Annotated in this window: 15 protein-coding genes; 3 read left to right on the top strand and 12 right to left on the bottom strand. The window is 63.6% G+C overall.

The window, feature by feature from the left end; all coding sequences use genetic code 11:
• Positions 1 to 6,186: a TcdA/TcdB pore-forming domain-containing protein gene (locus M5B99_RS26375; protein ID WP_248806812.1), complete on the bottom strand. Its 6,186-nt coding sequence runs from the start codon at positions 6,184 to 6,186 to the stop codon at positions 1 to 3.
• Positions 6,187 to 6,462: 276 nt separating this feature from the next.
• Positions 6,463 to 6,768, bottom strand: coding sequence for a YkgJ family cysteine cluster protein (locus M5B99_RS26380; protein WP_248806813.1), 306 nt, complete (start codon positions 6,766 to 6,768; stop codon positions 6,463 to 6,465).
• A 175-nt stretch (positions 6,769 to 6,943) separates the two neighbouring features.
• Between M5B99_RS26380 and M5B99_RS26385 the strand changes: the two genes are divergently transcribed.
• Positions 6,944 to 11,803, top strand: coding sequence for a hypothetical protein (locus M5B99_RS26385; protein WP_248806814.1), 4,860 nt, complete (start codon positions 6,944 to 6,946; stop codon positions 11,801 to 11,803).
• A 20-nt stretch (positions 11,804 to 11,823) separates the two neighbouring features.
• Here M5B99_RS26385 and M5B99_RS26390 read toward each other — a convergent pair whose 3' ends face one another.
• The 10 genes from M5B99_RS26390 to M5B99_RS26435 all read right to left on the bottom strand — a co-directional run bounded on the left by M5B99_RS26390 (position 11,824) and on the right by M5B99_RS26435 (position 21,003).
• Entirely contained in the window at positions 11,824 to 13,095 is a 1,272-nt protein-coding gene (locus M5B99_RS26390; protein WP_248806815.1) for an SAM-dependent methyltransferase, read from the bottom strand.
• Positions 13,082 to 13,894 (bottom strand): DUF1365 domain-containing protein, encoded by an 813-nt coding sequence (locus M5B99_RS26395; RefSeq protein WP_248806816.1) that lies wholly within the window; start codon positions 13,892 to 13,894, stop codon positions 13,082 to 13,084. The genes M5B99_RS26390 and M5B99_RS26395 overlap by 14 nt, the downstream gene beginning before the upstream one ends.
• Positions 13,891 to 15,138: an NAD(P)/FAD-dependent oxidoreductase gene (locus tag M5B99_RS26400; RefSeq protein WP_248806817.1), complete on the bottom strand. Its 1,248-nt coding sequence runs from the start codon at positions 15,136 to 15,138 to the stop codon at positions 13,891 to 13,893. The genes M5B99_RS26395 and M5B99_RS26400 overlap by 4 nt, the downstream gene beginning before the upstream one ends.
• Positions 15,135 to 15,917 carry an SDR family NAD(P)-dependent oxidoreductase gene (locus M5B99_RS26405; RefSeq protein ID WP_248806818.1) on the bottom strand — a complete coding sequence of 261 codons (783 nt, stop codon included), beginning with the start codon at positions 15,915 to 15,917 and terminating at the stop codon, positions 15,135 to 15,137. Before M5B99_RS26405 ends, M5B99_RS26400 begins: the two co-directional genes overlap by 4 nt.
• Positions 15,914 to 16,336 carry a nuclear transport factor 2 family protein gene (locus tag M5B99_RS26410; protein ID WP_248806819.1) on the bottom strand — a complete coding sequence of 141 codons (423 nt, stop codon included), beginning with the start codon at positions 16,334 to 16,336 and terminating at the stop codon, positions 15,914 to 15,916. Before M5B99_RS26410 ends, M5B99_RS26405 begins: the two co-directional genes overlap by 4 nt.
• Positions 16,329 to 17,774 (bottom strand): deoxyribodipyrimidine photo-lyase, encoded by a 1,446-nt coding sequence (gene phrB / locus M5B99_RS26415; RefSeq protein WP_248806820.1) that lies wholly within the window; start codon positions 17,772 to 17,774, stop codon positions 16,329 to 16,331. The genes M5B99_RS26410 and phrB overlap by 8 nt, the downstream gene beginning before the upstream one ends.
• A 29-nt stretch (positions 17,775 to 17,803) precedes the next feature.
• The gene (locus M5B99_RS26420) at positions 17,804 to 18,727 is read right to left on the bottom strand and encodes a MerR family transcriptional regulator (protein ID WP_248806821.1); all 924 of its coding nucleotides are present in this window, start codon (positions 18,725 to 18,727) and stop codon (positions 17,804 to 17,806) included.
• A 1-nt stretch (position 18,728) separates the two neighbouring features.
• The gene (locus tag M5B99_RS26425) at positions 18,729 to 19,694 is read right to left on the bottom strand and encodes a YbgA family protein (RefSeq protein WP_248806822.1); all 966 of its coding nucleotides are present in this window, start codon (positions 19,692 to 19,694) and stop codon (positions 18,729 to 18,731) included.
• Between the two features lie 110 nt (positions 19,695 to 19,804).
• The gene (locus tag M5B99_RS26430; protein WP_248806823.1) at positions 19,805 to 20,020 is read right to left on the bottom strand and encodes a TIGR02450 family Trp-rich protein; all 216 of its coding nucleotides are present in this window, start codon (positions 20,018 to 20,020) and stop codon (positions 19,805 to 19,807) included.
• Positions 20,017 to 21,003, bottom strand: coding sequence for an NAD(P)/FAD-dependent oxidoreductase (locus tag M5B99_RS26435; protein ID WP_248806824.1), 987 nt, complete (start codon positions 21,001 to 21,003; stop codon positions 20,017 to 20,019). The genes M5B99_RS26430 and M5B99_RS26435 overlap by 4 nt, the downstream gene beginning before the upstream one ends.
• Positions 21,004 to 21,200: 197 nt before the next feature.
• On the opposite strand from M5B99_RS26435, the gene M5B99_RS26440 reads away from it, so the two are divergent.
• Positions 21,201 to 22,103 (top strand): TIGR01777 family oxidoreductase, encoded by a 903-nt coding sequence (locus M5B99_RS26440; RefSeq protein ID WP_248806825.1) that lies wholly within the window; start codon positions 21,201 to 21,203, stop codon positions 22,101 to 22,103.
• A 13-nt stretch (positions 22,104 to 22,116) separates the two neighbouring features.
• On the top strand, positions 22,117 to 23,142 hold the full coding sequence (gene hemH / locus M5B99_RS26445; RefSeq protein WP_248806826.1) for a ferrochelatase: 1,026 nt from the start codon (positions 22,117 to 22,119) through the stop codon (positions 23,140 to 23,142).
• Positions 23,143 to 23,166 lie beyond the last annotated feature (24 nt).

The following is a 23,166-nucleotide window of genomic DNA, read 5'->3' on the forward strand; positions in this document are numbered from 1 at the left end:
TCAGCCGCCTTCGCTGCGGCGTTTGAGGCTGGCCAGGGCGGCAAAAACATCCTCGTCAGCGATGGGGCTGCGGTCGATCCGGATCAGGCTCCAGTCGCCACTGTCGCCGATCTTTTCCAGCGCTTCGTCGGTTCCCATATAGCCCCACAGCGCACTGTGGTTGCTGGCGCGGTAGCGGCGCGGGAAGTGTTCCTGCAGCGCCTGGCGTGTTGCATCTGCGGCAGCCAACCGTTGCACGCAGGCCTTGAGGTCGCTGACACCATTGCACACGGTCAATGCCGGCTTTGACTCCGGTACGTACAACAGCAGCGTTCCCTGCCGTGGATCGCCGAGGATCAGCACATCGTCGGCGGGGTAGCCGTTGATGTTGAGCCGGTGCACCGCGACTTGCCGTTTGCCCTGGGACGAACGGTCTTGCTCGGGGCCGGGCAGCAATTGCAGCATCATCTGGCAGGCGCTGTCGGCGTAGCCACTGCTGTGCAGGCGTGCGCGCTGGACCTCCAGGCGGTATTGCGCGCGCAAGAAATCACCATAGAACTTCTCGTTGCCGGGCAGCCCCTCGGCGGGATGAGCGCTCCAGAATCCCGCCGAACGCCCGCCGAACTTCTGATACTGGGCGTTCAGATAGACGCTCATGGCCGCCAGGGTCGCGGCGGCTTCCTGGATCTTCTCGCGCTGCGGGCTGGGGAGGATGACCAGTGCTTCCCATGGCAGCGGGATCTGGTAAAGCTCCTGGCCGTGATCTTCGCCGTCCACGGGAATGGCCACGAAACTGCCGTCGGCGGGTCGATAGTAAATACCGCGGCCCGGGTGATCGGGGGGCGACAGGTCTTCGATGTGCACCGAGGCGTCCAGTCGTTGTCGACCCTGCAGTGCTTGCAAGTGCTGCACCAGCGCGCCGACGTTCTCGTAATCCCCTGCACCCAGCGTCACCAGCGTGTACCGGCCGGCGGCCAGATCCAGCCGGTACGCCTCGTTGGCCCGGTTGACCACATACACGCTCGCCTTGTCCTCGACCTGCACCACCACGCCCCCGATCGTCAGCCGGCCGGCCTCGAGCCGGATATCCTCCGGGCGACTCAGGTGATCGCTGTGCAGCACCCAGGTGCTGGGCTGCGAGGTGGCGCGGCTGGACAGATTGAGCCGGGCGCCCTCGTTCAGATAAAGGTCATATTGGCTGCCCTGGCCTTCGATGTCATAGCTCAGGTATTGGCCCAGCTCGCCCAGTGTATCCATGACCAGAGGCGGCGCCTCAAGCCCCAGGCTGACCCGGATGCGCGTGGGGTGGTAGCGAGGCAGCAGTTTTTCCGCGACCTTCTGGAACACCGCGACCCATTCGGCCTCGATGAACCGGCCCTGGGTCTTTTGTTCGAGCACCTTGAACAGCTGCAATTGCGCGTCATTGCGCTGGGTGGCACCGACCAGCCAGGCGTATTGCGGCAGGTAGCTGTGCTCGGGCGTGGCCGGTAGATAAAGGGCACGGGCCGTGTCCGAAGCGGGTAGCGCCATTTGCCTGGGAAGTTCCAGTACCTGGCCGACATCAATCGCCTGGCGTTCATCGACTATCACTTGGGGATCGCCCGAATGCGAATTGTCGACGGCGTAGATCTTCGGGCTGCCCAGATAGACCTGGCCGTTGCGCTGATCCAGATGGGTGACGATCACCGGACCGCTCAACTGCAGGATATGGGTTTCAGGATCCTCGATATAACCGCTGCGATAGGCCTGGATCTCCCGGGTGAAGTGTTCGCCCGTGGCGAGGACCTTGTGGGCCTTGGCAAAGAACACCGACACCAGGCTGCTGACGCCCAGGCCCAGGCCGGCCAGGGGGATCGACAGCGGTCCGAGGAATTCGGCGCCCTCGGCGAAACCGGCCAGTACCGTGCCCAGCGCGAGGCTGTCGAGCCCCACGTTGCTGCCATAGACGGCCTTGTCCTCGGCGGTCCGGGCATGGGCGAGCAGGTAGCTGTCGAGCCCCAGGCTGGCCAGGACCAGCAGGGCACTGCCGGCGGCCAACAGTCCGCCCAGGGTCAGCGTCTTGCCCCCCAGGGTGATACCTTGGCCGGCTTTGTCCAGCAGGCGGATCGTCTCCGTGCCCAGGTGTCCGGCATCCTTCAAGCCGAGGTAAATGGCCTGGGCCAGTATTTTCGCATCGACCGCCACGCCGATGACCACCAGGGCCAGCTGGGTTTGGAACTGCACCTGGACCGCGTTGGCCAGCTCCGCTGACAAAGAGGAGTGCTTGCCACTATTGAGCAGCAACAGCGCGAAGCCGGTATTCAGGCTGTTCAGGCCATCGAGCTGAGCCAGGCTATGGACCACTTCATGGTGGGTAGCCCCCGGACGTGGCCGCAGTTGACCGTTCTCGAACGCGAAGTGTTGCTGGACCGCGCTGATGGTTGCACGGATGCGTGTCGAGAGCCTGGCCAGGGCGCTGGATTTCTCCAGTGCCAGGTGCTGGCGCGGCGTGTCGTCCGGGCCGATGAGGGCCACCGTGTAACCGTTGCTGGTGGATTCGATGGATTGCAGATCGGGGACCCGACCGGACACAGGCTCAGCGGCGCCGAGCGTTTGCCACTCTTGTTGCGCGGCCTGGCCCAGGGCGGCGAACTCGTCGCGTTGTGTCCGGGATTGCTCGGCAATGGAAGGCCGGGGCCGGCGTACATCGCCGCCGAGGCCCGGGGCGTCCATGAGTTGCCAGGTACCCTCGGCACGGCGTTGCACTTCATAGGTCACGCGCCTGAAACCGTCGATGGCATGGACGATCCGGATCCGATTGCCGAAACTGCGGACCTCGTAGTGCAGGCCTTCGTAGACGATGTATAGCTTGCCGTCCGGGCTCTGATAGAAGCCTCGCGCATCCGGTCCCGAGAGTGCCGGTGTCGAACCGTCGGACAGCTCGTACCCTCTCAGATAGGCCGGTTGTGGGCGTGTCGGGGTGGCGCTTGCGGCTTGTGCCGAAGTGCTCGCAAGCTCCTCGCTCAGCGCCATGTCCAGCCGCAGCAGGCTGCCGAGAGCCTGACGCGGATCGGCGAGCGCGCGTCGAACCCTGGCTTGGTCAAAGCTGGCACTGGTCAGCCGTCGCCACATATTGGCGGCCACTCGGCCCGAGCGTTGCCTGAGCAAGTTGAACAGCCTGGGGGTATCGAGCAGCAGTTTGAGCCGGGCATTGGCGAGCGCGGCCGATTGAAACTGGTGCGAATTCCATGAATAAGTCTGGACTTCGAATGGGATCAGCATGGACCTGATGTCCTGGGGGCCCATGTGCACCGCCAGTGCCTGCAGTTGCTGTCGATGTTCAAGAAGTTGGTACACCACTTCATCGCTCAGTGACCTGATCGTGTCGGCGTTGTCGAGCAGGTTGATCCGGACGATGCCCGCGTCCGCGCAACGGGCGATCAGGCGCAATCTGGTCGTTGAAATGTGTGGATCGCGCAGCAGGTTGGCGATTTGATTGACGTTGAGTCCCTCGCCCATGGGCGGGGTCAAGGTTGCCGAGCTGAAAATGATGTCGAGCCGCTCAAGCAGGGCCGGGAAGCGCTCGATCACCGCCCTCAGCAAGTCACGTCGCGCGGTGATCTGATTGCCCGCGTACTGGGTTGCGTATTGGCGCAACTGGGCGGCTGTCACCCCATACTCCAGCGTCATATGCCGGATGTTGTGATCAAACAGGAAGGTCCGATCGACCAGGTAGTCGATGTCCGCCACTTGTGAGGGCCCCACCAGCAGTGTCTCCAACAGTGCCCTGCGGTTGGCGCGGTCGACCAGCAGGGACAATGTCGGCCGCGGCGCCGCGTCAATGTAACCATCGATGATCTGGCGTATTTCCGCAGGTAGCGCGCGCAGCCCATGGGTCTCATAGACGCTATTGAATACTTGATCGACAGCGTTGCCGAGCCTCGGCAAGTGGGACGGCAAGGTCGCATCCAGGTAACGGATGGCCGGCTGGAAGAGGCCGTACGGGTTGGGCGTGCCCTTGAGGATGGCCGTCAACTCCCGATAGACGTCATCGCCCAGCCAGATATTCAGTTCCGTGCAATGCTCAAGCGCCCGGGCATAGAGGGGCAAATACTCGGCCGTCACGAAGGGCACGACCTGTGGATTGCGTTCGATATGATCGGCGACCGCATTGCGCAGGCGTTCGACCGTGAACGTGGCGGCCTCATGCCCTTGGTTCAGTGCCTGGGCCACGGCATGAAAGAAGCTGTCTTCACCGGCGGGGACGTCCACCGAGTTGCCATTGAGGCGGACGCGGTAATGATTCGGGCTGGATCGGTACAGCACCACATCATGGCGGGCGCTGAACATATCCGGGTTCACCCGGTATCCATAGGTGTCTTCGCGCAGCCCCGGTCGGTAGCGTACCGACCAACCAAACCCCGGTTCGCGGGAGTCGATAATCACCAGGTTACTGCCCTGCGGCCAGTCCGGCAGGTTGGTCATGAGGGGCGGCACGATGTCCATGACCTGTGGGTTCCAGGACCCCAGGCGAACCAGGCCGGCGATTGCCGAAGGCCGTTGCGGCGCACCGCCCAGCAGTCGCAGGCGCGGGGCGCCGAACCCGCCATTCGCGGCCTGAGGTGTGAGCGCAGCTTTCCAGGGCGGCGGCTCGGACGTGAACGCTGGGAGCGTTTGCGGCGCCGGGACGGTAGTGAGTCCGGTGGCGTCGTGGAGACTCTGTCGGGCCTGTTCGATCAGCCTGTCATGTTGTACTTCGTAGAGCCCCTGGTGCAGGTTGCCGGGTATGGGGATCAGTTGGACGCGGCCACCGTTTCCGGGTTTCAGCAAGCGGGCTGCTGCATTGCTCAATGGGCTCAGCCGGGCGGCAAAATAGTCTGTCCAGGCGGGCTCCAGGACGCGGCGCTCCAGTTGGTGGAGTTGGTCGAATGCTTCAAGGCTGCCGCAATCGGGAGAGTCCGGGGTATACAGGACGACGCCAGTGTCGCTCGGATCCGCGCTGGTGATCGCCAGCACGCCGCCATTGACGATCTGCCTATTGCCCTGAGTGTCCTGGGGATGCGCGGGCAAGCCCAGGACGTTGGCGATGATGGCGTGGCCGCCGATCGTGGGCCGGCTGGTCGGGTCCGGATAGTCGAGCAGCACCTCGATCCACTGTCGACGGCGTGCATCGATTCGGCCGTGGAGCCGGGCTTCCAGGGCCGCCAGTTGCAGCCTGGCGGCATTGGCGAATTGCCAGGTGCCGGCGATCGCCTGCGCCGCCTTGGTCAAGGCCAGTGCCAGCGCCAGTTGGCCGATTTTCACCTGCCAGGCCAATGTCAGGTAGCGTTGCCAGTCAGGCCGGCCGGCCCCCTTGAAGGTCTGCTGCCAGGTCTTGTATTCCAGTGCTTGTGAACGATCGTTCTCTCGAGGGCCGGTATCGAGGAGGTCGCGCAGGTCGGCGGCGGCCTTGATGCGCGCCAGCAGTGCCGCTGGCGTGTCCGGCTCGTGGTCGGCAAAGGCATCGGTCACCCGTTGTCGCTGGAGGCTGCGCAGTGCCCGGACCTGCCAGTCGAAGAGTCCTTCACTCTTGTCATCACTGGCGCTAAAACGCTGGGCGATGGCTTGCCCGATCCGCGCTTGCAGCGTGGTGTGCAGGTGCTTGAGCGAGACAAAGGTTTCGAGACCGGCCTCCAGGGTGTACAGAACGACCCGTCCCAGATCACTCTTGATGTCGACCGTTGTCTTGCCCTTGAAGTACTTCGGGTCTGGATTGCGCCCCTGCAGGACGGCACCGTCGCGACTGCTGATCACGTAAGCGCCTGGCCATGGCGTCGTCTCCGAGGCGTTCTCCTGCAGGAAGGCAATGCCGTATACCCCGGGTCGATAGACCGTGGGCAGCACCGGCAGTGCGCTCTCCCGTTGGGCGCGTGTGGGATGGTTCAGCACCTGGTCGATCAGTTGCCTGTCGTCGGCGGCCAGTGTCCCATCGAAGCTGCGCAGTTGCGCTTCGATCCTGAGCTGCGTCTTCAAGGTCAGCGCGAGCCATTGATCGGCGGGGCGGCCAGCGGTGGCGCAATGGGCTTGCGTCCAGAACTGTTCCAGTCGTGCCAGATAACTCGCCTGCAGATGGCGTATCTGCTCGAGCGTATGGGGCGGCGCATTCCTGTCGTGGCTGGCCGGGAGCGGCTCCGGCAGCGCGTTGAGTAAAGCCGTTACTTGCGCATTGGCGGTCTTGAGCGCCAGCAACTGGCGCGACTGGAGCTGTGCCGTGTCGTTCGTTGTCGCAGTTCCGTCGGCTGCGCAAGGAGGGGAATGACTGGGAGTGGACGAGAAAAGGGGCGAGGGCGTGTTCATGGGGCAGTGGTCTCAGGGTCCGGGGGGCAACTATCGAGTTGCCCGCTGCTTGTGACGCGTTCGTCGCAAGTGTGGATTGAGTGGGTTCACCGGATATATGGGACGTGTCCTTGACTCGCGGATGAAAGCGCCCTGATTCGCTCCCCCGCTTTCGGCCTTCGCTTTGACTCAGCGATACGCTGTGGCGATCCCTCGGCGTTCTTCCAGGCAGTCCTGCGAGCCGGTTTCGAATTCCCGGCAGATCAGCGGACGTTTCTCGTAGATGGTGCAGCGCATGGTGTCGCGATCCAGCGCCGCGCACCAGCCGTCGTCCAGGCGCAGCATCACCTCACCGCCCCAATCGTCGATGTCGATGTAGCGTTCGGGGACACCGGTATCGCTGATCAACAGCACCTCGAGCCGACAGCAGCAGGCCGCGCAGGTGGAGCAGGTGATCGCCGGTTCGGCGAGGTGGGTCAGGGGAATCGTGGTCATGGGCGCCAGTGTATGCCAGCGCCATGGCCGCTGTATGCCTGAACGGACAGCCCGGCGATAGCCGGGTATCACAAGGCTGGGCCGCACTCTGTGTTTACTCCCCGGAACCCGCGCTCGGTCCTGACCGACGGCGGTTGAGCCCCGGCTCATTTTTCCGATTTGAAGGGAGTCAGATATGACGGATGCAATTACACCGCCGCGCCCAACGCTCGAACAGTCGATCGACGCGGTCAAGGCGCTTTTCGCCGACCCGCCGGCCTTGCGCGACGTGGCCTTGTCGATCGTTCAGGAACGCTTTTTTACCCGTTGGGAGCCGCAGCGCAACGCTTCGCACCTGGTTGTCGGAGCGCCGCGATGGTCGGAGCATGAGGGCAAAAGGGTCTTTGCCGGTTACCGATACAGCGCATTGATCGACCTCGTGCTCAAGCATTTCACCACGGGCGTCGCGCCGGTTTTCAGCTCTGAGCACGTATTGGAGATCCGCCGCGACGTGCCCGGTACCTGGTACCGGTATTGGGTGGATGCGGCGGCGACCCAGGTCATGATCAGAGAGTGGGGCGAGGCCCTCCTTGAGTTCTTCAAGCAGGCCTTGGTCGACTACTGGAACGAAGAGGACCGGCAAGGCAACAGCCGCTTTCAGCGGCTCTGCGCAGTGCTGACGCGGATTGTCATGGTTGGCAGTGAACACTATCGCGACTTCCTGACGGTTGATCTGGAAAAGCCCGACAGGCAGTTCGCGCTCTACGGTATGCGTGCCGTGAGCAAAGACCCGTGGGGCGGGCGTTATCCCGAGGCCTTGCCGCTGCTGATCGCCCGGCGCAAGGAACACGGTATCGAGCAGATGCCCCTGGTGTTCAATCTGTCCTGGGGACTGTTCAGGGCCGCTTCCACGGACCTGGGACAGTTGGTGCCGTTGTTCATGAGTACCCGGGCCAATGGTCGCGATATCGAGTATCGCGAGCACCTGCTTTGGAAGCAGGACGATCCGCCCGAGCAAATGGAGCGGACCGTGGCCAGCCTCGGCGAGGCCTTGCTGGACAATCAGCTCCAGGAGATCGCTCTGATCGGACGCGATCCCCAGTGGACGGTCGAGGACTACCAGCGCCGGCTCGATGCGATCACCCGCCCCGATACCTGGTTTTTCGCACCGGTGCCCAAGCAACCTCGTCAGGTACTCGAGTTGCCCGAGGAACTGCAGGCCCTGGGCGATGCCTTGCCGCATTGGTTGCTGGCGGCTCGTGCCGAGGACATCGCGGCCTATCGTGCCTGGCTGGAAAAGCTCGCCGAGGTCCAGCGCGGTTCGGGCGGCAAGACCTTTCTCGACGGTATCGGCGACCTGCCGGGCTTCGCCGCCAAGGCCCTGCGGAAAAAAATGCGCGAGGATCATCCGCAAGTGCTGGAGATCGCCGACCCCGATGATATCCACCTGGAGTTCGAGGCTACGACCGCTGTGGCTGTGCCCAGTGTTGGCGCGGCGGGTGGCGCGCTGGGAAGTGTGGGCACGGTGCGGATGAGCCTGACCGAGTTTGCCCTGGAGAATCTCGGCGGTTTCCGGCATACGAAGATGCGTATCAATATCCGCCGTTGCGCGCTCGAAGCGCCGGTTCCGGCCTGGATGACCGCGGATTACATCAAGCGCCTGGTGACCTTCGTCGATGTCGGGCGGACCTACCTGGAGCTGCTCGAGTCCACGCTGATCGACGATGCCGACGAGGCACCACGTCGGGAGAAACTCTTCAGTGCGCAACTGCGGGTGCAATTGCCCATGGCGGCATTGGAACTCAAGATCCGTGGCGAAGCGGACTTTGATGAGACCGGATACCGTTATGTCGAGGCGGTGATGCAGGGCGAGGCGGCCAGGCAATGGGTAGACGGCCAGCAGATCGTCCTGCGCCCCCTGGCCTTCAAGACTGAAGCCGATATGCCGGCCGATGTCGTGGCGTCGATGTTCACTATCGGGCCGAAGGACACCCGCCATGGCCCGGTCATTCTCTATCGTCCGCTGCTCGCCAAGGCCGGCCCGCGGGCGTCGGTCTTCCAGGCGTTGCAGGCGGCGCCGGACAAGGCCTTCTGTCCTCGCGACAACGATGCCCGTCCCACCCCAGCCGCCGAGCCGCTACGGCAATATCCGAGCTTCGCCGCGCTGTTCGAAGCGATCAAACACCCTGGCCCGTTGCAGGAGGGCGTGCTGACCTGGATGAGTGATCAAGCCCGGCGCACCTATGACAATGGCGGCTTTGTCGAGCCGCATCGGGTTCGCTCGGTCGAGGATGGTTTTGCCGTGCTGTTGCCGGAGGCGCGGACCACGCTCTGTGACGAGGAGGTCGAGGGCGATTATCTGCGGCATCTGTTTGCCTCCACCGCCAGGACCCTGATCGCCCTGGCGGATCGCCAGTCGGTGTCCAACGCCGAACTACGTTGGGCGACCTTGAAGGAGGGCGCCTGGCTGTTGTTCAACATTGTCCTGATGTTTATCCGTGGCCCGGCGGCGGTGGCCGGCTGGATTTTCGCCGTGGTTGCCAGCGTCGAGTCCGACTTGCGGCGTTTGCAGGAAAAGGATCCCGCAGCCAAGGCCAATGCCTGGGCCGACCTGCTGATCAATATGGCGTTTATCCTCGGGCATCGCCTGAGCCATCTCGAGGCCCCCGTCGAAGTCCAGCACAGGATCCCGACACACGAGGGCTACCGGGCACAGACCCGGGCGACCATCAGCGAAGGACCGGACAAGCCGATACCGATGAATCTGGAAAACCCTGTGGCACCAGGCCAGACATCCTCGCGCAGGAATATCGTTGATTGGGCGATGATGCGCTACCCCCTGTCCTCGCCTGACTGGCGGGCCTTGGGCGAAGTGATTGCATCCGGCGAGTATCAGGGGTTGATCCACTTGAAGGAGGGCAAGCAACTGGCGGCACGCCTAGGCGGCTGGGTGTTTGCCGTGGTCACCGATGGCGAGGGCGGTGTGCGAGTGGTCTCGCCCGACGGTCTGGAGCAAGGCTTCTATTTGAAAAACGTCGGTGAGGGCCGCTGGTTGCCGGACCTGAGGCTGCGCCTGCGCGGCGGCTCCGGGCGTGCCGGACGTGAGACGGTCAAGCAATTGCAGGCCAAAAACGCCGCGGCGGCCAAGGCCTTGGCCGAGCGCCACCAGATCATCGAAACCGACGGCAAGCTGGCGATGCGCAGGGCTTCCCTGGCCCGGCTCGACCTGCAGCGCAAAGAGGCGGGGGATTACTCCGAAGCCGTACGCAGCGAGGCCCGACAACGTTTTATCCAGGAGGCGCGAAAAGCCTTCGACCTGACGGGGCAGAGCATCACCTTGCGCGAAGAGGAGGCCCGGCTCAAGCCGGTTGCCAAATGGAAGGAGGCCGTGTGCGCGTTTCTCGGCGTGCAGCTCGGCGGCTGTCGGGAACTGGTGGACGTGCTGTCCAGGGTCCGCGAGCAAGCGCGTCCATCTGCCGAAGATATCGACTTGGCGAAGGCGACCAATGCCGGACCAGGTTCGGCCTTGTATGAACGCTCGCTGGCGTATCACATGAGGAAGGTCAGGACCAACGACGAAATGCTGGGCTGGCATAAACTGGAAAAGCAGATGAACGAGCGCCTGGACGAGTTTCCCGGCCTGGGGAGCAAGGTTCGCGACAAGGTCAATGCGCAGACCAAGGGGGCCCTGACCTTGCTGGATACGCATTCGTCACAACTGCATACCTTGCGCTGGTTGAGTCTCCACGAACTGGAGCGCGGCGAGCAGAGCTATCCCTCGCTGAGGGATAAAACCCAGGAGGCGGCCATGGCCAGCCGCTCGCGGGTCAACCTGGAGCTGGACATGGAAATCTCCGCCAGGCGCCGCCGTCGCGTGCTCAATACCTGTATCGAAAATTATGAATCGAGCCTGCAAGTCATCGAGTTCTGGCGGCACTTGCAGCCGGAGGCTACGTCCGTGGTCTATACCGACCGTCTGCTCGGACTGATCGGGCAACTGCGCGAGGAGGCCATGGAGGCCTTGAGCGAACTGCTCGACGAGCAGGCCAGCGACATTACCGCGCAGGAGGAGCTTGAGAAAACGCCCGGGCTTATCCAGACCCGTGGCTCCAGGGGGGGGATCTACCTGGGGAAAGTCAGGCCGCCGAGCCCGGGTCAGACCCGGGAGGTGGTCGAGATCGCCGACGGGGAGGATGTCCTGCTGTTCCAGGAAAGCGACGAGGGGACATATTGGGAGGAAATCAAGGCGCCCGAGCCAGCCGCGCCAGTGACGGCGGCCAGACCGCAGATCGGCCTCAAACGTTTGCTCGCGGATGCCGAGGGGCAGATGCAGGCGGCCAATCGGGAGTTGCGCGATGCCCGGGCGGAATTGGCCAAGGCGCTCGACAGGGCCGAGCGCTTGAAGCAGCCGATCAGGGATCCGGTGTTTCTCCAGGATGTGCTGGAGAGCGAGTCGAAAAAGCTCGAGCGCCTGGTCAATCAACTCGAGGAGCGCCTGGCGTCGGTCGACGCGCCGGTCGAGCGGGTCAATGTCCAGACACAGGTGGGCAAGCTGCGCGCCTTGGCCCTGGAACTGGTCAATGAAGGGCTGCTGATTCGGGTCGAGGCCACCAAGGCGAGCATGCCGGACATGGCGCGGGTCGATTTTCTCCGGCGCCAGGGCGTGATCGAAATCAGGAAGAACGGGCCGCGCAGTCTGCTCAAGTCCCGCGACTATCTGCAGGAGTATCTGATCCTCGACAAGGCGGCAACGGGCAAGAAGGGCGGGTTGCTCTGGGTTGCGCATTTCCACTATGAGGGCCTGGCCACCTTCGATGATGGTTTCGAACTGGGCGCGGCGCACCTGAAAACCCGCAATGAGCGCTTTCTCGGCCCCAAGGCCCAGGAGCGCGCCGAAAGTGAACGTTTCGAGCTGATCCGCAGAGGGCGCCCGGGCCGCGCCCAGGCGGCTGTCGATATCTGGCGCAGCGCGATCAGCCTGCCCATGGCCCGTCGGTTCTTTTTCAGTGCGCCCGAGGTGGAGGCGGCCCTGGTGGAGCAACTGAAAAGGTTGTAGTGGAGCGTGGGACGCGTAGCTCAAGCATCGAAGCGCCCGAGCAGCGGCTGGGGCTGCGCCGCCGGTTTGGCCAGCAGCAACTGGGCAGTGCCGATGCTGCGCTCGAGGAAGCCGCCCTCGCAGTAGCACAGGTAGAACTCCCACAGGCGCAGGAAATAGTCGTCGTAGCCCAGTTCGCCCAGGCGCCCATGGGCGCGGCGGAAGTTCTCGTGCCACAGGCGCAGGGTCCGTGCGTAATGCAGGCCGAAGTCCTCCATGTGCAGCAGGTTCATATCGGTTTCGCGGCTGACTACCTCGAGCATCTTCTGCACGCTGGGCAAGGCACCGCCGGGGAAGATATAGCGCTGGATGAAGTCGACGTTGTTCTTCGCCTGCTCATAGCGCTGCTCGCGGATGGTGATGGCTTGCAGCAGCATCAGGCCGTTGCTCTTGAGCAGGTGCGCGCATTGCTGGAAGTAGTGGGCGAGAAACTGATGGCCGACCGCCTCGATCATTTCGATGGACACCAGCTTGTCGTACTGGCCCGTGAGGTCGCGGTAGTCTTCGAGCAGCAACGTGACCTGGTCTTGCAGACCCAGGGCGTCAATGCGTTGTCGGGTGTAAGCGAACTGTTCCCGGGACAGTGTGGTGGTGGTGACCTTGCAACCGTAATGCTGCGCGGCATGGATCGCCATGCTGCCCCAACCGGTGCCGATCTCCAGCAAGTGGTCGTCCGGTTGCAGGTCGAGCTTGCGGCAGATGCGTTCCAGCTTGTTCAACTGGGCCTGTTCCAGGCTGTCGTCGGCCCTGAGGAACTGGGCGGCGGAATACATCATGGTCGGGTCGAGGAACTGCTCGAACAGCTCGTTGCCGAGGTCGTAATGCGCTTCGATATTTTTCCGCGAGCCTTTGCGGGTGTTGCGGTTGAGCCAGTGCAGACCCTGGATGAACGGCCGCCCGAGTCGCGCCAGGCCACTCTCCATGGCGTCGAGCACGTCCAGGTTGCTGACAAACACCCGGACTACCGCGGTCAGGTCCGGGCTGCTCCAGTAGCCATGGATAAACGCTTCTCCGGCGCCGATGGAGCCGTTGCCGGCGACCATGCCCCAGACCGCCGGGTCCTGAATATGGATCTCCCCTTGCAGGCCGGCGTCGGCCTGGCCGAACAGTTGCCGTTCGCTGTCTTCGACCACCAGCAACTGGCCATGACGCAGCTGGTTCAGCTGGCGCAGCACCCCCCGGCGCAACACGGCGGTGGACAGGCTGTTGGCGCTGAACCGATGGGGCCTGGTCACCAGGCTAGAACTTTTCATGGCGTTGCTCATGGTGTCGCTCCTCGGTTTGCGTCGCGGCAAGGCTGAAGGCGCCGTCGGCGGCCTGGTGGGAGAAGATCGGGGTGCGTTTGAAAAACAGGCGCAGGGCTTGCCAGTAGATCGCCAGGCAGGTCTTGGCGGTCATCCAGGGAAAACGCCGCAGGTAGCGGTGCAGGCTGGCGCGATCGAGGACTTCGCGTTGCAGGCTGAGGGTTGCGTCGAAGACCTTGAGGTCGCCCTGCCAGTCGGCCATGTGCACGCCGAGTCGTTCGGCGGGCGGGCTGAAACTCATGCGGTATTCCAGGTCCCGGGGCAGGAACGGCGAGACATGGAACGCCTTGGCCACGCTGACGTGCTGGTGGCCGCTGCCTTCGGCGGGCAGCACATAGTGGTAGTGCTCGCCCCAGGGGGTGTTGGTGACCTCGCAGAGAATGGCCAGCAGTTGCCCGTCGATGTCATGGCAGTAGAAGAAACTCACCGGGTTGAACGCCAGGCCCCAGCTGCGCGCCTGGGTCAGCAAGCGGATCGGGCCTTGCGGGGTTTGCCCGAGGGCCTCGCCGACCTGTTGGCGGACCGCATCGATCAGGCGCACGCCCTGGCGCGTAAAGCGGCGCAGGTAATCGGTTTCGCGAAAGGCGAAGGGCGCCAGGCGCTGGCTGCCGGCCAGTGGCGACAGTCCGAGTACCGCGTCCTGTTCGTCGAGGTCCAGGTACAGCAGGCCGATCCGGTAACGGAATGCATGGGCGCGTGGCGAAAAGCGCCGGTGGCTGATCCAGCCGCTGTACAGGGCGCTGTTCACAGGGACTCACCAAAGGCCGCGCTGACCCGCAGGGCGCTGGTCACACCGTCTTCGTGGAAACCGTTGGCCCAATAAGCGCCGCAATAGTAGGTATGTTGATTGCCATATAACTCTTCCCAACGATTTTGCGCGGCGACGGCCGTCAGGCTGTACTGCGGGTGGGCATAGGTGTAGCGGGCGAGGATCTTCAGCGGATCGATCTGCGCGCCCTGGTTGAGGCTGACACAGAAGGTGGTGTCGCTCTCGATACCCTGCAGGATGTTCATGTTGTAGGTGACGGCGGCCAGGCGCTGGCCTTCGTCACCGAGGCGATAGTTCCAACTGGCCCAGGCCAGCCGGCGATCCGGCAGCAGGCGGCTGTCGGTATGCAGCACCACCTCGTTTTCCGCGTAGGGCAGGGCGCCGAGGATCTGCCGTTCGGCCTCGCTGGGGGCGGCGAGCAGGCGTAGTGCCTGGTCACTGTGGCAAGCGAAGATCACCTTGTCGAAGCGCTCGCTGCCGGCGGCACTGTGGATTGTGACACCACGTTCATCGCGTTCGACCCGGCTCACCGGGCACTTGAGACGGATGTGCTGGCGAAATCCGGCGACCAGTGGCTCGATGTACTGGCGCGAACCGCCGTCGATCACCCGCCATTGCGGGCGATTGCTCACCGACAACAGGCCATGGTTCTTGAAGAAGCGTACGAACAACTGCAGCGGGAAACCGAGCATATCGGCCAGCGACATTGACCAGATCGCCGCGCCCATGGGCACGATGTAGTGCTGGATAAAGCGCTGGCCGTAGCCGCCGCGGTGCAGGTAATCGCCGAGGGTGGTGTGGCTGGCGATGCGTTGCTGTTCGAGGTCGTCGAGGGCTTGGCGATTGAAACGCAGGATGTCGCGCAGCATGCCCCAGAACCCTGGCGACCAAAGATTACGCCGCTGGGCGAACAGGCTGTTGAGGTTGTTGCCGTTGTATTCCAGGTTCGTGGCCGGGTCGCGTACCGAGAAACTCATTTCGGTGGCTTTGTAGCTCACGCCCAGAGTATTCAGCAGGCGGATGAAGTTCGGGTAGGTCCAGTCGTTGAACACGATGAATCCAGTGTCCACGGCATGGCGCCGGCCATTGACCGTCACATCCACGGTATGGGTGTGGCCGCCAATCCAGTCGGCGGCTTCGAACAGGCTGATCTGGTGCCGGCGACTCAGCAGATAGCCGCAGGTCAGCCCCGAGATGCCGCTGCCGATCAGGGCGATTTTCATGGTTTGCCCTTGTTGTGGTCGGAGCCGCGGGCCATGCGTTTGCCGATGGCCAGTTGCAGCCGTTTGGACAAGCGCGAGAGGGGCCAGAGCCCGGCCATGAACAGCGCTGGAAAGGCAATTTCCAGGGGCCGTTGCTTGAGCTTTTCGCAGATGTAGTTGGCGGCTTTTTCGGCCGACCAGCTCAGCGGCATGGGAAAGTCGTTTTTCTGGGTCAGCGGGGTGTCGACAAAACCGGGGCTGACCACGGTGACGGTGATCCCTTCATGCGCCAGGTCGATGCGCAGGGATTCGAACAGGTAGCGCATCCCGGCCTTTGACGCGCCGTAGGCTTCGGCCCGGGGCAGCGGCAGGAAGGTGACTGAACTGGCGATACCCACCAGATGCGGTTGCTGGCCGGCACGCAGCAGCGGCAAGGCGGCCTCGATGCAATAACTGCTGGCCAGCAGGTTGGTGCGTACCACCCGCTCGATGATCGAGGCATCGAAGGCCTGGGCGTCGACATATTCACAGGTGCCGGCGTTGAGAATCACTGTATCCAGGGCGCCCCAGGCCCGGGTGATGCATTCGCCGATTTCGCGGACCTGCTGGCTGTCGGTCAGGTCGCCGGGTACCAACAGCAGTTGCCCGGGATAGCGTTCATCCAGGGCTTGCAGCGGCTCGATACTTCGGGCACTGACAGCCAGGTGCGCACCGGCCTTGAGCAGGACTTCGGCGATGGCCGCGCCGATGCCGCTGCTGGCCCCCGTGAGCCAGATGCGTCGTGGAGGTGTAATGCTCATCCCAGTCTCCTTTTCAACCAGGCCGTTGCCTGGCCCAGTAGCGGCACATGGTCATACAGCAAGGCCCCGGCATCGAAGTAATCGCGATGCCGATAGACTTTGTCGAACCACAACAGATGCGAACAACCGTCGACGTGAATAGGCCGTCCCCTGGCCAGTCTGGGATGACGATAGCTCATGTGCCAGCGCAGATAACCTTCGCCTTCACGGACGTGATCGAGGCCGTGAATGTCGTATTGCAGCTCGCTGATCGAGGCGTACAGCTGTGCGAAATAACGCTGCAGCTGCGCCAGGCCGCTGATCTCGTGGAGAGGATCGGTGAACAGCACTTCGTCGCTGTAGAGTTCGCCGAGGCGCGGCAGATTGTCCTTGTCCAGCAGGACGAATTGCCGGGCGAAATGGTCGAGGAACTCACTCATGGGCACCTCCCGCCTCCCGCCGTTGTGGCAGGTTCCTGAAGGCGGCGAGGGCGCGGTCGCGGCTGCGGCCCAGGTCGACCATGGGCTGTGGATAACTTGCCAGGCCGAACAGGCCGCCGAGTGCCGCCGGGTTGTGCACAGCCTTGTTGTCCAGGCCGGCCAACTCCGGTAGCCAGTGTTTGATGAACAGCCCTTCGCGATCGAATTTTTCCGATTGGCTCAGCGGGTTGAAAATCCGGAAGTAGGGCGCTGCGTCGGTGCCGGTGGACGCGCTCCATTGCCAGCCGCCGTTGTTGGCCGCCAGGTCGCCGTCGATCAGGTGGCGCATGAAGAAACGTTCGCCTTCGCGCCAGTCGATCAGCAGGTTCTTGGTCAGGAACATCGCCACCACCATGCGCAGGCGGTTGTGCATCCAGCCGGTTTCGAGCAGTTGGCGCATGGCCGCGTCGATGATCGGCAGGCCGGTGCGTGCCTCCTGCCAGGCCGCCAGTTCTTCCGGCACCTGGCGCCAGGCCAGGGCTTCGGTTTCCGGGCGGAAGGCGCGCTGCTTCGAGACCCGTGGATAGCCCACCAGGATATGTTTGTAGAACTCGCGCCAGAGCAGTTCGTTGATCCAGGTGACGGCGCCGATGCTGCCGCTTTCGAACTCGCCCTGGTTGCTCTGCAGCGCCGCGTGCAGGCACTGGCGCGGCGAGATCACCCCGGCGGCGAGGTAGGCGGACAGTTGGCTGGTGCCGGGCTTGGCCGGGAAATCCCGCTCGCTCTGGTAATAGTCGATCTGCTGTTCGGCGAAGATTGTCAGGCGCCGCCGGGCTTCGTCCTCGCCGGCGGGCCAGAGGTCGCGCAGGGCTTGGCCGGGGGGCGCGAACCCTGCGATTTCGGCGGGCACCGGATCGGCTTCGAACGCCAGCGCCGTCTGGGCCTTGGGGGGGGCGATCAGGCGTGGCAGAGCGCCGTGCAGGCGGCTGTAGCAGACCTTGCGGAACTGGCTGAAAACCTGGAAGTAGGTGCCGGTGCGGGTCAATACGCTACCGGGCTTGAAGAGCAGTTGATCCAGGTGGCTATGGAAACCGATGCCCTGCATTTCGAGTGCGCGGGCCACCGCCTGATCGCGGCGGCTTTCGTGAACGCCATACTCTTCGTTGACGTGCACGGCATCGATCTTCAGCGACTGGCACAGGCTGCCCAGCACCTCGGGCACCTGGTCCCAGGTGTGGGCATGACGAATCAGCAGCGGGATATTCAGGGCCGCCAGGGCCTTGCTCAGGACCTGCAGGTTGCGCAGCCAGAAATCGACCTTGCATGGGGCATCGTCGTGCAGCCGCCATTGCCCGGGCGTCACCAGGTAAACGGCGACCGTCGGCCCTTGCCCGGCGGCTGCGGCCAGTGCGGTATTGTCATGCAGGCGCAGATCGGTGCGCAGCCAGAGCAGTTGCATAGCCATTCCTTGTGTCATGGGCGAGGGCGTTAGATCAGTCCGAGCCGGGTCAGGCTCTGGTAGGCGGACACCGGGTCTTCGGCCAGGGTCATGTCAGCGCTCTCCTGGGTACTTACGGACAACTCGGCGAAATGGATGCATACCGTCGGTCCGGCAATCAGCACTGGGCAATGGATACCGCCCAGCAGCCTGGGCAGGGCCGCCAGGTTCATGGCCTTGCTCGAATACAGCAGCACCGCGCGGCTTTTCAGGTGCTCGGTGGCCAGGGCCAGTTCGTTGGGCGGCAAGGGCCAGTCGAAGACTTCCACCGGGCAGTCGGCGCTGCTCACCAGCCAGGCGGTCAGCCACAGGTGCGGCTCCATTGCCAGGTCGGAATGGTTGACCAGCAGGACCGGCGCACCCTTGAGTTGCCGGTTGTTGTGATAGACCCGCGCCCCCAGCTTGCTGCGCAGCCAGGTGTAGAAGAATGTCCGCTCCATCTGCCCGCCGAACTGGCCCCGCCAGCGTTGCTCGAGGTCCGCCAGCAGCGGCAGCAGCAACTGCTCGCACAAGGTTCGCGGTGGGTACAGCGACATGGCCTGGTTGAAACGGTCGTCGACCTGGCGCTCGGCCAATTGGCTGATGGCCTGGACCAGGTCCTGGCGCAGGGCCTGCCAATCGTTGGTGGCCGGCTCGGCGGGGGGCGGGCCGCTGTCGAGCAGTTGCTTGATCTGGCTGACCGCGACGCCGCGATTGAGCCAAGTGACAATGGCCTGGATACGTTGCACGTGTTCGGCGCAAAACAGCCGATGGCCCTTGGGCGTACGGTGCGGCACCACCAGGCCATAGCGGCGTTCCCAGGCCCTCAGGGTCACGGCGTTGACGCCGGTTTGCCGGGCCACTTCGCGAATGGGCAGCCAGCCCTGTTCCAGTGCGCTGGCGTAATCGACGGGCGCTTCCAGAGAGTCGCTCATATCAGATGGCATTTCGCAGGCTGAGGTTTTCCGGGTGCGGTTGCAGGTACACCTGGCGGGCGATATAGAGATCGGGGTGCTGGCGGAAGTGGTGCTTGAGCAGGGTCAATGGCACCACCAGTGGCACGATGCCCTGGTGGTACTGACCGATGACCTGCAGCACTTCCTGTTTGTCTTCGGCGCTGATGGATTGCTTCAGGTAGCCGGTGAGGTGTTGCAGGACATTGGTGTGGGTGCGGCGGGTCGCGCATTTTTTCAGGGCGGCCATCAATTGGCTGAAATAGCGTGGCCCTACGGTTTCGGCATCGGTGTTGCCCATGCTGCCCAGCAACTTGCCGAGCGCCTTGTACTGCAACGGGTTGTGCGCCATCAGCAGGTATTTGTAGCCGGCGTGGAACTCGGTCAGGCCGCGTCGCGTGAGGCCGGCTTGGCGCAGGTCCTGCCAGGCCGCGTAGGCGAAGACCCGGGTCAGGAAGTTTTCCCGCAAGACCGCATCGTTCAGCCGGCCATCCTCTTCCACCGGCAAGTCGGGGTGTTGCGCGCAAAACGCCTGGGCGTAAATGCCGCGTCCGTCTTCGGCGGGCCTGCCGTCGTCCTGGTAGACCTTGACCCGCTCCAGCCCGCAGGACGGTGACTTCTGCATGAAGATATAGCCGCAGATATCCGTGAGTTCGCTGGCCATCCGCTCGCCATACTCGGCCAGCGGCTGGGTCACGTCGGTCTCGGCGTGGACACTGCCCACGGCCCGGGGTTGCTCTGGGTCACCCACCAGGCGAATCGGCTCGCGGGGAATGCCCAGGCCAATGGCCGCTTCCGGGCACAACGGAATGAAATCGAAGTATTCGTTGAGGGTGCGGCTGCACAGTCGCGATTCCTTGTGCCCGCCGTTGTAGCGCACCTCAAGGCCCATCAAGCAGGCGCTGATGGCGATTCTGGGCTTGCGCGGCAACTCAGTGGCGACGGGCATGGAAGACCTCGAGAGAAATACTTGTACAGGCAATTGTGCTTGTACAACTAAATGCCATCATAGGTCCTATCTTGTACAAGTCAAATTATTTGTACAGGATTTTCGGGGGCTTATTGCCAGCCCATTCTCCAGGTATCGGTATCTTTCAGGTGGGCCCAGCTGATGCGTTGGTTGCGTTGACTCATCACCGCTTGCAGCTCGACTTCGAACACGCGGTCTTGTTCATCGCGAAACAGTTCGGTCACCAGGAAATGTTTCTCCCGGTTCAGGGGGCGGGCTGCCGTCCATTTCGACAGCAGCAGCTTGTTCGGGTTGATGCGGTTCAACCCAGGTGCTCCATCAGTCTCCGGGCCGCTTCCTGGCCGCTGAGCCAGGCGCCTTCGACGCGTCCGGAGAGGCACCAGTCGCCACACACGTAGAGGCCCAGGTCGGCATCGGCCAGCGCCCCCCATTCCCGTGCGCCGGCCGGTCGGGCATAGAGCCAGCGGTGGGCGAGGGTGAAGACCGGGGCCGGCATGCTGGCGTGCAGCAACTCGGCAAAGGCACCGTGCAACTGCTCGATCACGGCTTCCTTGGACAGGTCCAGGTGCTGCTTGCTCCAGGTGCTGGTGGCGTGCAGAACCCAGGTATCAAGGTGGCTGTCGCGCGCCGGCTTGCTGCGGTTGCGGGCCAGCCAGTCGAGCGGGCTGTCCTGCACGAAGCAGCCTTCCATCGGTGTGTCCAGCGGCGTGTCGAAGGCCAGGGCGATGGCCCAGGTCGGCTCCATCTGCACCCCGGCGGCGGCCCCGGCGAGTTTCGGCGCGGAGGCCAGCAGGGCGGTGGCCTGGGGCGCGGGCGTGGCGATGATGACCTGGCTGAACGGGCCGTGGGTGTAGCCTTCGGCATCCTGCAGGTGCCAATGCTGTTCGCCGTGGAACACCTCGGTGATCCGGCAACTGAAATGCGCCTGGAGTTTACCGAGCAAGCCACGGGTAATCGCGCTCATGCGTGGCGTGCCGACCCAGCGGGTCTGCTCGTCCGGCGACAGGCTCAATTGGCCGTTCTGGAAGTTGTAGAGCTGCGGGTCCCATTCGGCGACCCAGCCTTCAGCCTGCCAGCGCTGGACTTCCTTGACGAAGCGGCGGTCGCGGGCGGTGAAGTACTGCGCGCCCAGGTCCAGCGCACCGGCATCGCTGCGTTTGCTGGACATGCGCCCGCCGCTGCCACGGCTCTTGTCGAAAATTTCGATGCAATGCCCGGCATCGTGCAATGCCCGGGCGGCCGAGAGTCCGGCGATGCCGGCACCGATTATTGCGATGGGTACAGTCATGGGTGGGCCTCGTTACCTGTAAGCACAGACTACGCCGTCAGCAAAACCTGTACAATCTTGTTTTTTGGTATAAGTTGCGACCTGCCTGTCGGTTCACTCTGTCCTATTGTTAAAACATATTTCGGTCGAGAGAAAAAAGAGCCCTGTTCTAAAAATAGACTAACGCTCTCGACAAAACGTTACGCGAGGACGCACTCATGCACATATTGCTGACCGGCGGTACTGGTTTGATCGGGCGCCAACTGTGCGCGTACTGGTCGACGCAGGGACATCGGCTGACGGTGTGGAGCCGTCGCCCCGAGCAGGTGGCGCGTTTGTGCGGCGCCCAGGTGCGGGGTGTACGGCATCTCGAGGAACTGGCCGGCGAGCCGCTGGACGCGGTGATCAACCTGGCCGGCGCGCCGATTGCCGACCGGCTCTGGACCCACAAGCGCAAGGCCCTGCTCTGGAGCAGCCGGATCCAGCTGACCGAAACCCTGCTGGCCTGGCTGGAGGGGCGTGAGCAGCGTCCCGCGGTATTGATTTCCGGTTCCGCGGTGGGCTGGTACGGCGATGGTGGTGAGCGTGAGTTGACCGAGGATTCGCCGCCGGTGAGCGAGGATTTCGCCAGCCGCCTGTCGATTGCCTGGGAAGAAACCGCGCAGCGCGCCGAGGCCTTGGGGATTCGCGTGGTGCTGGTGCGCACTGGCTTGGTGCTGGCGGCCGAGGGCGGCTTTTTGTCGCGCCTGCTGCTGCCGTTCAAACTGGGGCTGGGGGGGCCGATTGGCAACGGTCGGCAATGGATGCCGTGGATTCATGTGCGCGATCAAATCGCCGCGATTGATTTTCTTCTGCATCGCAGTGATGCCCACGGTCCCTATAATGCCTGCGCGCCAAAGCCGGTGCGCAACAAGACGTTCGCCAAGGCGCTGGGCAAGGTCCTGCATCGCCCGGCGCTGATTCCGCTGCCGGCCTTTGTCCTGCGCCTGGGCCTGGGTGAGCTGGCGTTGTTGCTGCTCGGCGGCCAACGTGTGACACCGGCGCGGTTGTTGGCGGCGGGATTTGTTTTTCAGTTTAACGATCTACCCGCGGCCCTCGACGATCTCTCGGGCCGCCTCTGAAATAGGACGTTGCATGACCGATCACGCCTTGCTTCTGGTCAACCTGGGTTCTCCGGCCTCCACTTCGGTCGCCGATGTGCGCAGCTACCTCAATCAATTCCTGATGGATCCCTATGTGATCGACCTGCCCTGGCCGGTCCGGCGCTTGCTGGTGTCGTTGATCCTGATCAAGCGCCCGGAGCAGTCGGCGCACGCCTATGCCTCGATCTGGTGGGAGGAGGGCTCGCCGCTGGTGGTACTCAGTCGTCGCTTGCAGCAGCAGATGACCACGCAGTGGACCCAGGGCCCGGTGGAGCTGGCGATGCGTTACGGCGAGCCTTCGCTTGAGACGGTACTGATCCGCCTGGCCAGGCAAGGCATTCGCAAGGTGACCCTGGCGCCGCTGTATCCGCAGTTCGCCGACAGCACCGTGACCACGGTGATCGAGGAAGCCCGGCGGGTGGTGCGCGAGCGCAAGCTCGACGTGCAGTTCTCCATCCTGCAACCCTTCTACGACCAGCCGGAATACCTCGAGGCCCTGGTGGCCAGTGCCAGGCCGTATCTGGACGAGGGCTTCGATCATTTGCTGTTGAGTTTCCATGGTTTGCCGGAGCGGCACCTGACCAAGCTCGATGCCAGCGGCAGCCATTGCTTCAAGGATGCCGATTGCTGCAAGAACGCCTCGCCGGCGGTGCTCGCTACCTGCTACCGCGCTCAGTGTCTACGCGCGGCGGCGGGGTTTGCCGAGCGCATGGGGTTGGCCGACGGGCAGTGGTCGGTGTCGTTCCAGTCGCGCTTGGGCCGGGCGAAGTGGATCGAACCCTATACCGAGGCGCGGTTGGATGAGTTGGCCAAGGCCGGGGTGAAGAAGCTGCTGGTGATGTGCCCGGCGTTTGTCGCCGATTGCATCGAGACGCTGGAGGAGATCGGTGATCGCGGGCGCGAGCAGTTTGTCGCCGCGGGGGGCAAGGAGTTGGTGCTGGTGCCGTGCCTGAACGATGAACCGCAGTGGGCGGCGGCGCTGAATACCCTGTGCGAGCGGGCGCCGCTGGCCTTATAGATTTAACGTCTGGTGCATTTTTGT

The organism is Pseudomonas sp. MWU13-2100 (assembly GCF_023242365.1).
Taxonomy (GTDB): domain Bacteria; phylum Pseudomonadota; class Gammaproteobacteria; order Pseudomonadales; family Pseudomonadaceae; genus Aquipseudomonas.

Coding starts and splice junctions, on each gene's coding strand:
- M5B99_RS26420 (WP_248806821.1), bottom strand. CDS start 18,727: ATGAGCGACTCTCTGGAAGCGCCCGTCGATTACGCCAGCGCACTGGAA.
- M5B99_RS26425 (WP_248806822.1), bottom strand. CDS start 19,694: ATGCCCGTCGCCACTGAGTTGCCGCGCAAGCCCAGAATCGCCATCAGC.
- hemH (WP_248806826.1), top strand. CDS start 22,117: ATGACCGATCACGCCTTGCTTCTGGTCAACCTGGGTTCTCCGGCCTCC.
- M5B99_RS26435 (WP_248806824.1), bottom strand. CDS start 21,003: ATGACTGTACCCATCGCAATAATCGGTGCCGGCATCGCCGGACTCTCG.
- M5B99_RS26380 (WP_248806813.1), bottom strand. CDS start 6,768: ATGACCACGATTCCCCTGACCCACCTCGCCGAACCGGCGATCACCTGC.
- M5B99_RS26405 (WP_248806818.1), bottom strand. CDS start 15,917: ATGAGCATTACACCTCCACGACGCATCTGGCTCACGGGGGCCAGCAGC.
- M5B99_RS26410 (WP_248806819.1), bottom strand. CDS start 16,336: ATGAGTGAGTTCCTCGACCATTTCGCCCGGCAATTCGTCCTGCTGGAC.
- M5B99_RS26400 (WP_248806817.1), bottom strand. CDS start 15,138: ATGAAAATCGCCCTGATCGGCAGCGGCATCTCGGGGCTGACCTGCGGC.
- M5B99_RS26440 (WP_248806825.1), top strand. CDS start 21,201: ATGCACATATTGCTGACCGGCGGTACTGGTTTGATCGGGCGCCAACTG.
- M5B99_RS26390 (WP_248806815.1), bottom strand. CDS start 13,095: ATGAAAAGTTCTAGCCTGGTGACCAGGCCCCATCGGTTCAGCGCCAAC.
- phrB (WP_248806820.1), bottom strand. CDS start 17,774: ATGCAACTGCTCTGGCTGCGCACCGATCTGCGCCTGCATGACAATACC.
- M5B99_RS26385 (WP_248806814.1), top strand. CDS start 6,944: ATGACGGATGCAATTACACCGCCGCGCCCAACGCTCGAACAGTCGATC.